Genomic DNA, 12,459 nt, shown 5'->3' with positions numbered 1-12,459 from the left:
TTCCAAAACTGGAATAACAATTGTTTAGTTTGGCCTTACTAACTTAACGGAAAGTTAAGACTTAGGACGCTTAGCACCGTACTTAGAACGGCCTTGGCGACGAGCAGTAACACCTGCACAGTCTAATGCGCCACGAACGGTGTGATAACGCACACCTGGCAAATCTTTAACACGACCGCCACGGATCAAGATAACACTGTGCTCTTGAAGGTTGTGACCTTCACCACCGATGTATGAAGTAACTTCAAAACCGTTGGTTAGACGCACACGCGCTACTTTACGTAGTGCAGAGTTAGGTTTTTTAGGTGTAGTAGTGTAAACACGAGTACAAACACCACGCTTTTGTGGGCACGCTTCCAACGCAGGCACATTAGTTTTAACAACTTTAGGCTTACGAGGCTTACGTACCAACTGGTTAACAGTTGCCATGTAATAGCTCCAATTTCTGTTGAGTTTCCCCAACATAAGGTGTGAAAAATCTATATCCCACAATGGTGGGACGCGGAATTTTAGAAAGCAAATGCCTAACTGTCAAGATTTAGCCAGTTTTTCTCATGATTTTTCCAATAAAGTGAAAAATAATTAACTCATTATCGGTCAAAGTTTGCGATAGGCTGCTAGTTCTTAAAATGAAATATCTGAGGAAATACAATGGCAGGTGCTTCAATAGAGAACCATTCGGCATGCAGTAATTTAGCAAAAGAAACCTTATGTCTTGCCAATTATGTTTCGACACCAATGATAGTCGGCGGCAGTATTGCGGGGCCTCAAGGGGCAGCTGCAGGGTTAGTCATTGGCTCAGCCCGCTATTTTATCGAAGTACAAAATCCATGTGGCCTTGCCGATAGTTCTATTTATCAATTTTTTGCTCGCGTAGCCGATTATGCCGGTCCTGCGTGCTTAATTCTGAGTACAAGTGATGAACTTTATGCCTTAGCTAACAAAGGGGGCGAGTTCTTAGGTTTGATTATTGTTCAAAGTGGGCTCGTAACTTCCGTAAGTGAGGGCCTTGATTACTTTTTTAAAGTAAGTGCTGACGATACCATTCCTTCTTTGAGACAACAATTTTGCCAATTTTTTACCAAAGTTACCGCGACCAGTTTAGCTGCGTTACCGGGATTGGCTATCTATAAGTTGGCGACACTTGGTCAATAACATTTCTTATGTTCTTTACAATAAAAGGCGCCAGTTGGCGCCTTTTATTGTAAAGATTTAATATTCAAGAGTGGCTCACGTTATTAGTAGTGATTGATAGGTTCGGGTTATCTCAATTTATAGAGGAACAATACAATGTAACCACTCTATCTACGCTGTCGCCGTGGGTTAAACTCATTAAAAAGCTCTCGAGTACCTTCACCTACGAGTTTATATTCTAAATTATCATTAAATATATGCAGTGTCATCGCAAGCTTATTCACCCATGTTAACTCAGCTCTTGATTTAACCTCTTCTGCTAATAAGTGGCTTGTGGCAGCTGTCTCTGGCGAAGGGTTTCTTGCATAATATCGTTCTGCCGCAGTGTCACTAAATCGAAGTACATTCCAAACACCCACAGCACCAAACCACTGCCCAATAGCGATAGGAATAGAGATTAAGGGACTCGCTTCCATAAAGTTCAATAACTTGGCCGCGAGTTCTGCGAATCGAAATAATCGAACCTTATATTTGGATTTAGTTTCATCAGCCTGAAATGTCTTAGTTTCATCTTGAGGGACTGTTTTAGTATCAGCCCAATTATCGTGAGTAGCTGTTTGAGTCTGCTCGACACCTTTGCTCGACATTGTTGCTCCATCTCAGTTTAGGTAAATTGATAGAATTATTTTAACACCTGCACTAATCCATTAATAATTAAGGTTTTTTCATTCAGGTACAAAAAAGGCGCCAATTGGCGCCTTTTAAAATCAACGTAATATTAATTATCGTTATTACGAACCAGCAAGATTTAGAAGATCGGCCAAGTTCTGCTCAGCTTCGCTGGCAGAGATTGGTGCTACTTCTGTTTCTTCTTCGGTAGTCGTTTGGTTACGGTTCTGATGATACGCATAACCGGTACCCGCTGGGATCAGACGACCTACGATCACGTTCTCTTTTAGACCACGTAGCGTATCAGACTTACCGCCAACCGCTGCTTCGGTCAATACGCGGGTCGTTTCTTGGAACGATGCCGCTGAGATGAACGATTCAGTCGCAAGCGACGCTTTGGTAATACCTAATAGATCACGTTCAAACGTTGCAGGCGCTTTACCTTGTGCTTCAAGTTCACGGTTAGCAATCTTAACGCGAGATACTTCCGCTTGCTCACCTGGTAGGAACTCTGAATCACCTGCTGATGTGATAGTACACTTACGCAGCATCTGGCGAATGATCACCTCGATGTGCTTATCGTTGATTTTCACACCTTGCAGACGGTATACGTCTTGAACTTCGTTGACGATGTAGTTCGCCACATGGTGAATACCACGTAGACGAAGAATGTCGTGTGCCGCTTCTGGACCATCAGCGATCACTTCACCCTTCTGAACTTTTTCACCTTCGAACACGTTCAGGTTACGCCACTTAGGGATCATCTCTTCGTAAGTGTCGCCACCCTCGGTTGGAGTGATTTGTAGACGACGCTTACCTTTGGTTTCTTTACCAAATGCGATGGTACCTGAGATCTCTGCAAGAATTGCCGGCTCTTTTGGCTTACGCGCTTCGAACAAGTCAGCTACGCGTGGTAGACCACCGGTAATATCGCGAGTCTTCGATGACTCTTGTGGAATACGTGCTAATGCATCACCAACGTTCACATCATCGTTATCTTCCAAGTTAACCAGTGCTTTACCTGGTAGGAAGTATTGAGCAACAACGTCAGTACCTGGGATCATGAGGTCGTTACCGTTGGCATCGACTAGGCGTACCATTGGACGTAACTCTTTACCCGCAGAAGTACGTTCTGCCGCATCGATGATTTGGATAGAAGATAGACCGGTTAACTCGTCAGTTTGACGGTTCATGGTCACGCCTTCAATCATGTCAACGAACTTGATCTTACCCGCCACCTCAGAAATGATTGGGTGAGTATGTGGATCCCAGTTTGCGATGATTTGACCCGCATCGATTGCCGCATCTTCTTGTGCTTCAAGAACGGTACCGTAAGGCACTTTATAACGCTCTTTCTCACGACCCATCTCATCGATGATCGCAAGCTCAGATGAACGAGATACGATAACCAGCTTGCCTTCACTGTTAGTAACAGATTTAGCATTGTGCAGTTTCAGAGTACCTGGGTTCTTAACTTGAACGTTGTTCTCTGCAGATGCTCGAGATGCCGCACCACCGATGTGGAAGGTACGCATCGTAAGCTGCGTTCCTGGCTCACCGATTGACTGAGCGGCAACAACACCAATAGATTCACCTTGGTTGATGATATGACCACGCGCCAAATCACGACCGTAACAGTTCGCACATACACCGAAGTCAGTATCACAGCTAATTACCGAACGAACGATAACTTCATCAACAGACTCTTGCTCTAACTTGTCACACCATGCTTCATCAAGCAGAGTATTACGTGGTGCAAGTACATTTTCAGTACCTGGGTAGAACACATCTTGTGCTACCACACGACCAAGAACACGTTCACGTAGAGGTTCAACAACGTCACCACCTTCAATCAGCGGCTTCATTACTAGACCTTCGTGAGTGCCACAGTCTTCTTCAATCACTACCAAGTCTTGAGCAACGTCTACTAGACGACGAGTTAGGTAACCCGAGTTTGCTGTCTTCAATGCGGTATCGGCTAGACCTTTACGCGCACCGTGGGTTGAGATGAAGTACTGAAGTACGTTTAGACCTTCACGGAAGTTCGCCACAATCGGCGTTTCGATGATAGAGCCATCCGGTTTCGCCATCAGACCACGCATACCCGCTAGCTGACGGATCTGAGCCGCACTACCACGAGCGCCTGAATCGGCCATCATGTAGATGCTGTTGAATGACGCTTGCTTCTCTTCTTCACCGTCACGGTTAATCACGGTTTCAGTCGAGAGATTCTCCATCATCGCTTTCGATACTTTTTCGTTAGCCGATGCCCAGATATCGATCACTTTGTTGTAACGCTCACCCGCAGTAACCAGACCAGATTGGAACTGCTCTTGGATTTCGCGTACTTCGGCTTCAGCGTCAGCAACCAGTGTGTACTTCTCATCTGGAATAACCATGTCGTCGATACCCACAGACGCACCAGATAGAGTTGCGTAGCGGAAACCAGCGTACATTAATTGGTCAGCGAAGATAACTGAGTCTTTAAGACCTAGCTTACGGTAACAAGTGTTTAGAAGCTTAGAAATTTGCTTCTTACCCATGTTTTGGTTCACTAAATCGAATGACAGACCTTTCGGCAAGATTTGTGACAGAAGCGCACGACCAACAGTGGTATCTACGATACGTGTGGTTTCAACTTCTTCACCTGCGTCATCGAACTCAACTTCAGTGATGCGCACTTTAATACGAGAGTGCAGTTCAACAGACTTAGTCGCGTATGCTTTTTCTACTTCATCAGTCGACATGAAGGCCATACCTTCACCTTTACCGTTGATTTTCTCACGGCTGGTGTAGTACAGACCCAATACCACGTCTTGCGATGGAGTGATAACAGGTTCACCGTTTGCAGGCGACAAAATGTTGTTGGTTGACATCATCAACGCACGCGCTTCAAGCTGCGCTTCTAGCGTTAATGGTACGTGAACCGCCATTTGGTCACCATCGAAGTCAGCGTTATACGCCGCACACACCAATGGGTGCAGTTGGATTGCTTTACCTTCGATAAGTACTGGTTCAAACGCTTGGATACCCAGTCTGTGAAGTGTTGGTGCACGGTTAAGTAGCACTGGGTGTTCACGAATGACTTCGTCTAGAACGTCCCAAACTTCACCCACTTCGCGCTCTACCATCTTCTTCGCAGCTTTAATGGTAGTGGCTAGACCACGACCTTCTAGCTTGCCGTAGATGAATGGCTTGAATAGCTCAAGTGCCATCTTCTTAGGAAGACCACATTGATGTAGACGCAGAGTAGGGCCTACGGTAATTACCGAACGACCAGAGTAGTCAACACGCTTACCAAGAAGGTTTTGACGGAAACGGCCTTGCTTACCTTTGATCATGTCTGCCAAAGATTTCAGAGGACGCTTGTTCGAACCAGTGATAGCACGACCACGACGACCGTTATCCAATAGCGCATCCACAGACTCTTGCAACATACGTTTTTCGTTACGTACGATGATGTCTGGTGCCGCTAGGTCAAGAAGACGCTTCAAACGGTTGTTACGGTTGATCACACGACGGTATAGGTCGTTCAGATCTGATGTCGCAAAACGACCGCCATCTAGCGGTACTAGAGGACGTAGATCAGGTGGAAGAACCGGTAGTACTTTTAAGATCATCCACTCTGGCTTGTTGCCAGAAACTTGGAATGCTTCAAGCAGCTTAAGACGCTTGGTGATCTTCTTACGGCGAGTTTCAGAGTTGATTGATGGCAACTCTTCACGCATTTCTTCAATGTCTTTTTCAACGTCAATAGCGCGCAGCAGATCAAGTACCGCTTCTGCACCCATTTTCGCTTCAAATTCATCACCGTACTCTTCTAGTGCATCAAGGTATGCTTCTTCAGTCAGCATTTGACCGCGCTCAAGGCTGGTCATGCCACCTTCGGTCACAACGTATGATTCGAAGTACAGTACGCGCTCGATGTCACGTAGCGTCATATCTAGCATCAAACCGATACGAGATGGCAGTGACTTCAAGAACCAAATGTGGGCAACTGGGCTTGCCAGTTCAATGTGACCCATACGCTCACGGCGTACTTTAGTCTGGGTGACTTCAACGCCACACTTTTCACAAATTACACCACGGTGCTTCAAACGCTTGTACTTACCACACAAACATTCGTAGTCTTTTACTGGACCGAAAATACGAGCACAGAATAAACCTTCACGCTCTGGTTTGAAGGTACGGTAGTTAATGGTTTCTGGCTTTTTAACTTCACCAAATGACCAAGAACGGATCAGATCTGGCGAAGCCAAACCAATTTTGATGCCTTCAAATTCTTCGGTCTTGTTCTGTTGTTTCAGAAACTTTAATAAATCTTTCACGTTTCTCTCCTGAAGGAGTTAAACCGGGTGCCCTGCATAGCAGGACACCATTCATTCAGCCAAACGACGGCTGGGCCATCGTTTATTCCTGATCTAACTCGATATTAATACCAAGCGAACGGATTTCCTTCAGTAATACGTTGAAGGACTCAGGCATACCAGGTTGCATCTGATGGTTACCGTCGACGATGTTCTTATACATCTGAGTACGACCGTTTACGTCATCCGACTTAACCGTCAACATTTCTTGTAGCGTGTAAGCGGCACCGTATGCTTCCAGTGCCCATACTTCCATCTCACCGAAACGCTGACCACCGAATTGTGCTTTACCACCAAGCGGCTGCTGAGTAACAAGACTGTACGAACCAGTAGAACGGGCGTGCATCTTATCGTCAACCAAGTGGTTCAGTTTCAGCATGTACATGTAACCCACGGTTACAGGACGCTCAAACTCGTTACCGGTACGGCCATCAAACAGGGTTACCTGACCAGAAGCTGGCAAGTCTGCAAGTTCAAGCATTTGCTTGATCTCTTTCTCTTTCGCGCCATCAAATGCTGGAGTCGCGATAGGTAGACCAGTCTTCAAGTGTTTCGCTAGGCGTACAACTTCGTCATCAGTGAAGCTGTCGATGTCGACTTTCTGCTGAATGCCTTCACCCAACTCGTACACTTCTTTGATGTAACCACGAAGCTCGGCTAACTCGCGCTGCTCTTCGAGCATAGCGTTGATCTTGTTACCGATGCCTTTCGCTGCCGCACCCATATGAACTTCCAGTACCTGACCGATGTTCATACGCGATGGTACACCCAATGGGTTCAATACGATGTCTACAGGGTTACCGTGCTCATCGTATGGCATGTCTTCGATTGGACAAATCTTCGAGATAACACCTTTGTTACCGTGACGACCTGCCATCTTGTCACCTGGCTGGATAGTACGTTTAACCGCTAGGTAAACCTTAACGATCTTCAGTACGCCTGGAGCAAGATCATCACCTTTAGAGATCTTACGACGCTTGATGTCTAGACGGTTTTCGAAGTCTGCTTTTAGCTCAGCGTGCTGCTCAGCCAATTGCTCAAGCTCAGTTTGCTTGCCTTCATCGCTGATCACTTCTTCAAGAAGTACTTTACCAGCAACACCTTCAACGTTTACGCCAGCACCTTTCAGTAGGTTACGCGCACGGTCGAAAATGCCTTCTTCCAAAATTTGGAATTCTTCAGACAAGTCTTTACGCGCTTGCGCCATGTGCATTTCTTCAATTTCAATCGCACGCTTGTCTTTTTCAACACCGTCACGAGTGAATACTTGAACGTCGATGATGGTACCTTTTACAGAGTTAGGTACACGTAGCGAGCTGTCTTTAACGTCAGACGCTTTTTCACCGAAGATAGCACGTAGAAGCTTTTCTTCTGGAGTCAGCTGAGTTTCACCTTTAGGAGTTACTTTACCCACTAAGATGTCACCGCCTTTCACTTCAGCACCAATGTAAACGATACCTGACTCATCTAACTTAGACAGTGCAGATTCACCTACGTTTGGAATATCAGCCGTGATCTCTTCGCTACCTAGCTTAGTGTCACGAGCGATACAAGAAAGCTCTTGAATGTGAATGGTTGAGAAACGGTCTTCTTGCGCTACGCGCTCAGAAATTAAGATCGAATCCTCAAAGTTGTAACCATTCCAAGGCATGAAGGCGATACGCATGTTTTGACCCAGCGCCAAATCACCTAAGTCAGTCGATGGACCGTCAGCCAGAACGTCACCACGAACCACTGGATCGCCAACTGAGCAACATGGACGTTGGTTGATACAGGTGTTTTGGTTCGAACGGGTGTACTTAGTCAGGTTATAGATATCAATACCTGCTTCACCTGGCTGAAGTTCAGCTTCGTTCACCTTAACCACGATGCGTGAAGCATCAACGTAATCAACCACACCGCCACGGGTAGCTGCAACAACAACACCAGAGTCAACCGCTAGCGTGCGCTCAATACCAGTACCCACAAGTGGCTTTTCAGCTACTAGCGTTGGTACCGCTTGACGTTGCATGTTCGCACCCATCAATGCACGGTTCGCATCATCGTGTTCTAGGAATGGAATTAAAGAGGCTGCCACAGAAATGATCTGTTGTGGCGATACGTCCATATACTCTACTTTGTCAGCAGGCATAAACGTAGATTCACCACGGTGACGACACGCCACTTGCTCTTCTACTAGACGGCCATCTGTATCAACTTCAATGTTCGCCTGTGCAATTACAAAACGACCTTCTTCAATCGCCGATAGGTATTCCACTTCGTCAGTGATCACACCGTCAGTCACTTTACGATACGGAGTTTCTAGGAAACCGTATGGGTTAGTGCGTGCGAATGATGCCAACGAGTTGATAAGACCAATGTTTGGACCTTCAGGCGTTTCAATCGGACATAGACGACCATAGTGAGTCGGGTGTACGTCTCGAACCTCAAAACCAGCACGTTCACGGGTTAGACCACCAGGACCTAATGCCGAGATACGACGCTTGTGAGTTACCTCAGATAATGGGTTGTTTTGATCCATGAACTGAGACAGCTGTGAAGAACCAAAGAATTCTTTAACCGCTGCTGAAATTGGCTTAGCGTTGATCAAGTCTTGTGGCATAAGCTCAGCCAAATCACCAAGACTTAGACGCTCACGTACTGCACGCTCAACACGTACTAGACCAACACGGAATTGGTTTTCTGCCATTTCGCCCACAGAACGAATACGACGGTTACCCAAGTGGTCGATATCGTCCACTTCATCGCCACCGTTACGGATCTCAATGATTTTCTTCATTACCGCAACGATATCGTCGTTAGATAGTGTACCTTCGCCTTCTTCGTTTTCGATGCTTAGACGACGGTTGAACTTCATACGACCCACTTTCGATAGGTCATAACGTTCTGCACTAAAGAACAAGTTACCAAATAGGGCTTCTGCCGCTTCTTTGGTTGGTGGCTCGCCTGGGCGCATCATACGGTAGATTTCTACCAATGCTTCTAGACGGTTAGCGGTTGGATCCAGCTTCAAGGTATCAGAAATGTACGCACCAGCATCAAGCTCGTTGATGTATAGGGTGTCGACTTCTTTAATACCTGCAAGCGATAGATTCGCTAGGTCTTCTAGGCTAATTTCAGCGTTGGCTGAAACCAATACTTCGCCAGTATCAGGATCGATGTAATCTTGTGCCGCAATCTTGCCAACAATATATTCAACTGGCACTTCAAGCTCAGTGGTGTTGGTCTTAGCTAATTGGCGGATATGACGAGCGGTAACACGCTTACCGGCTTCAACCAGTACACTACCTTCTGCGTCTTTGATGTCAAAGCTTGCCGTCTCACCACGTAGGCGATCTGGAACCAATTCCATCATTAATGAGTCTTTCTTAACTTTGAACTGAACTTTGTCAAAGAATAAGTCTAAGATTTCTTGTGTCGAGAACTCTAATGCACGAAGGATGATCGTAGCAGGCAGTTTACGACGACGGTCGATACGTACGAATAACGCATCTTTTGGATCGAACTCAAAGTCCAACCATGAACCACGGTAAGGAATAACGCGTGCATTATAAAGCACCTTACCTGAAGAGTGGGTTTTACCACGGTCGTGATCAAAGAATACACCAGGAGAACGGTGCAACTGAGATACGATCACACGCTCTGTACCGTTGATAACGAAAGTACCGTTACCGGTCATTAATGGGATATCACCCATGTAGACATCTTGCTCTTTGATGTCTTTAACCGTGCCGGCAGCCGCTTCGCGATCATACAGAACCAAACGCAGCTTCACGCGCAATGGCGCAGAATAGGTAACACCGCGGATCTGACATTCTTTCACATCAAATTCAGGCTCACCTAAGGTGTAGCTTACGTATTGCAGCTCAGAGTTACCTGAGAAGCTCTTGATGGGAAAAACGCTACGGAATGCAGCTTCTAAGCCGCGCTCACCAGTTGGATCTTGATCGGTGAATTTCTTAAAAGAGTCTAACTGAATAGACAATAGATACGGAATGTCCAACACTTGTGGACGCTTACCGAAATCTTTACGGATACGCTTCTTTTCAGAATAGGAGTAAACCATGGGGTTCCTCTGATTTAACAGATGTGACCAACACTGAATGGTTAATGAAAGATACCATCAGCACGTTTGCCCATCACCGTTGTAGCAGCCTTAGCCAGTAATCTCTGCCAAGGGTGCAACCAGCCAAAAATCTCTTCCATGACTGGGAATACTTGTGGCGATAAACGGTGAAAATTTCGCCTGCGCTTTAGCGCAAAAAAGCCAGCGGTCAAAAAACCGCCAGCCTACACTCAATTTTGATTGAGTGAGTAAGTCTATATTAGAACTTACTTGATTTCTACTTGAGCACCAGCTTCTTGTAGATCTTTAGCTACTGCTTCAGCTTCTTCTTTAGAGATGCCTTCTTTAACAGCAACAGGGGCAGACTCAGCCATACCTTTAGCTTCTTTAAGACCTAGGCCAGTTGCGCCACGTAGAGCTTTAATTACAGCAACTTTGTTGTCACCGTGAGAAGTAAGAACTACGTCGAACTCAGTCTTCTCTTCAGCAGCAGCACCTTCACCAGCACCACCAGCAACAACAGCAGCAGCTGCAGATACGCCGAACTTCTCTTCCATTGCTTCGATTAGTTCAACAACTTCCATTACTGACATTTCAGCAAAGGCTTCTAAGATTTGATCTTTAGTGATAGACATTAGAAATATTTCCTATTGTTCTGAATTCAATTTTGTTAAGCGGCCAGCAAATAATAATTATGCTGCAGCTTCTTCTTTTTGATCGCGTAGAGCGGCCAGTGTACGAACCATTTTGCCAGCTGAAGCCTCTTTTAGAGTCATCATCAACTGTGCTAGTGCTTCTTCGTAAGTCGGCAGTTTCGCTAAACGATCAATATCAGTTGCAGGGATGAAATCCCCTTCAAAGGCTGCGCCTTTTACTTCGAAGTTGTCTTGCTCTTTAGCGAAGTCTTTTAAAAGACGCGCTGCAGCACCTGGGTGCTCGTTAGAGAAAGCAATCAAAGTAGGACCGGTAAAGCTTTCGCTTAGGCACTCATAGTCAGTACCTTCTACCGCGCGACGTGCTAACGTGTTACGAACAACACGTAAGTAAACGTTGTTTTCGCGAGCGGCTTTACGTAAACCAGTCATATCACCTACAGTTACACCGCGTGAATCGGCTACAACTGCAGATAGCGCACCTTTGGCAACTTCGTTGACTTCAGCAACAATCGCTTTCTTGTCTTCGAGATTTAATGCCATTGGCTTTATGCTCCTGGATTCTACCTAGGGGTTATCCCTAGTATTAACCATACTGAATCTTATGATTCAGTGACTCTTGGTGCAGATGATCCAGCAGAAAAAATTCTATCTGGGGCCTGACACCATCTACGCAGGATAAGTAGTTAAACTTGATTAAGTCTTGTGACACCTACGGTCTTGGATGGAAACCTGTATACGCTCGAGCTGTATTACAGGCTTCAACCCTTGCTAATTCATGAGATTTACTCTGAATTAGGGGCGCAGATTATAAATCAATCGGCGCCACTTGTATAGTGAGAAAATTTGCATTTCCCCACTACGAAATCATTAAGCGATTTCTAAAGAACCTTGCTCTACTGTTACACCTGCACCCATAGTGGTTGAGATAGTAACTTTCTTCATGAAGGTACCTTTTGCAGAAGCAGGCTTTGCTTTCTTAAGAGCAGCCAATAGCGCTTCTAGGTTCTCTTTCAATTGAGCTGGTTCGAAGTCCACTTTACCGATGGTAGTGTGGATGATACCGTTCTTGTCGTTGCGGTAACGGATTTGACCTGCTTTCGCATTCTTAACCGCTTCAGCAACGTTAGGCGTAACAGTACCAGTCTTAGGGTTAGGCATTAGACCACGTGGACCTAAGATTTGACCTAGTTGACCAACAACGCGCATTGCATCTGGAGAAGCAACTACTACGTCGAAGTTCATTTCGCCAGCTTTAACTTGAGCAGCTAAATCGTCCATACCTACAAGTTCAGCGCCAGCTTCTTTAGCCGCTTCTGCGTTTGCACCTTGAGTGAACACAGCAACACGAACTTCACGACCAGTACCGTGTGGTAGTACAGTTGCACCACGAACGTTTTGATCTGATTTACGAGCATCAATGCCTAGGTTAACAGCAACGTCTACACTCTCAACGAACTTAACCGTCGCTAGTTCTTTAAGAAGTGCTACAGCTTCGTTGATTTCGTAGTTTTGAGTCGAATCAACTTTTTCACGGATCACGCGCATGCGTTTAGTAAGCTTTGCCATT

The 12,459-nt window shown here is 45.7% G+C and carries 9 protein-coding genes; 1 reads left to right on the top strand and 8 read right to left on the bottom strand.

The features are described 5' to 3' along the window. Positions 1-54: 54 nt before the first annotated feature. Positions 55-429 carry a 30S ribosomal protein S12 gene (gene rpsL, locus E2H97_RS00530; protein WP_121839259.1) on the bottom strand — a complete coding sequence of 125 codons (375 nt, stop codon included), beginning with the start codon at positions 427-429 and terminating at the stop codon, positions 55-57. A gap of 222 nt (positions 430-651) precedes the next feature. Between rpsL and E2H97_RS00525 the strand changes: the two genes are divergently transcribed. Beyond that, positions 652-1,155, top strand: coding sequence for a hypothetical protein (locus E2H97_RS00525; RefSeq protein ID WP_133405309.1), 504 nt, complete (start codon positions 652-654; stop codon positions 1,153-1,155). A gap of 146 nt (positions 1,156-1,301) precedes the next feature. Here the strand turns inward: E2H97_RS00525 and E2H97_RS00520 are convergent, their stop codons facing one another. The 7 genes from E2H97_RS00520 to rplA all read right to left on the bottom strand — a co-directional run bounded on the left by E2H97_RS00520 (position 1,302) and on the right by rplA (position 12,458). After that, positions 1,302-1,781, bottom strand: coding sequence for a hypothetical protein (locus E2H97_RS00520; protein WP_133405308.1), 480 nt, complete (start codon positions 1,779-1,781; stop codon positions 1,302-1,304). 144 nt (positions 1,782-1,925) lie between these two features. Further along, the gene (gene rpoC, locus E2H97_RS00515; protein WP_133405307.1) at positions 1,926-6,131 is read right to left on the bottom strand and encodes a DNA-directed RNA polymerase subunit beta'; all 4,206 of its coding nucleotides are present in this window, start codon (positions 6,129-6,131) and stop codon (positions 1,926-1,928) included. A gap of 82 nt (positions 6,132-6,213) precedes the next feature. After that, positions 6,214-10,236, bottom strand: coding sequence for a DNA-directed RNA polymerase subunit beta (gene rpoB, locus E2H97_RS00510; protein ID WP_133405306.1), 4,023 nt, complete (start codon positions 10,234-10,236; stop codon positions 6,214-6,216). A gap of 41 nt (positions 10,237-10,277) precedes the next feature. Then, positions 10,278-10,448: a hypothetical protein gene (locus E2H97_RS18755; RefSeq protein WP_170308213.1), complete on the bottom strand. Its 171-nt coding sequence runs from the start codon at positions 10,446-10,448 to the stop codon at positions 10,278-10,280. Positions 10,449-10,502: 54 nt separating this feature from the next. Further along, positions 10,503-10,871 (bottom strand): 50S ribosomal protein L7/L12, encoded by a 369-nt coding sequence (gene rplL / locus E2H97_RS00505; RefSeq protein ID WP_121839263.1) that lies wholly within the window; start codon positions 10,869-10,871, stop codon positions 10,503-10,505. Positions 10,872-10,928: 57 nt separating this feature from the next. Beyond that, positions 10,929-11,432, bottom strand: a complete 504-nt coding sequence (gene rplJ / locus E2H97_RS00500; protein ID WP_133405305.1) for a 50S ribosomal protein L10 — start codon at positions 11,430-11,432, stop codon at positions 10,929-10,931. Positions 11,433-11,759: 327 nt separating this feature from the next. After that, on the bottom strand, positions 11,760-12,458 hold the full coding sequence (gene rplA, locus E2H97_RS00495) for a 50S ribosomal protein L1 (RefSeq protein ID WP_121839265.1): 699 nt from the start codon (positions 12,456-12,458) through the stop codon (positions 11,760-11,762). Position 12,459 lies beyond the last annotated feature (1 nt).

It is taken from the genome of Parashewanella tropica (assembly GCF_004358445.1).
Lineage (GTDB): Bacteria > Pseudomonadota > Gammaproteobacteria > Enterobacterales > Shewanellaceae > Parashewanella > Parashewanella tropica.
Note: the sequence above shows the minus strand (reverse complement) of the source record. Positions and strands in the feature narration are given on the sequence as shown.

Excerpts from the sequence above, each read along its gene's own strand:
- rpoB (WP_133405306.1), bottom strand. The coding sequence starts at position 10,236 with ATGGTTTACTCCTATTCTGAAAAGAAGCGTATCCGTAAAGATTTCGGT.
- E2H97_RS00520 (WP_133405308.1), bottom strand. The coding sequence starts at position 1,781 with ATGTCGAGCAAAGGTGTCGAGCAGACTCAAACAGCTACTCACGATAAT.
- rplL (WP_121839263.1), bottom strand. The coding sequence starts at position 10,871 with ATGTCTATCACTAAAGATCAAATCTTAGAAGCCTTTGCTGAAATGTCA.
- rplA (WP_121839265.1), bottom strand. The coding sequence starts at position 12,458 with ATGGCAAAGCTTACTAAACGCATGCGCGTGATCCGTGAAAAAGTTGAT.
- E2H97_RS00525 (WP_133405309.1), top strand. The coding sequence starts at position 652 with ATGGCAGGTGCTTCAATAGAGAACCATTCGGCATGCAGTAATTTAGCA.
- rpsL (WP_121839259.1), bottom strand. The coding sequence starts at position 429 with ATGGCAACTGTTAACCAGTTGGTACGTAAGCCTCGTAAGCCTAAAGTT.
- rplJ (WP_133405305.1), bottom strand. The coding sequence starts at position 11,432 with ATGGCATTAAATCTCGAAGACAAGAAAGCGATTGTTGCTGAAGTCAAC.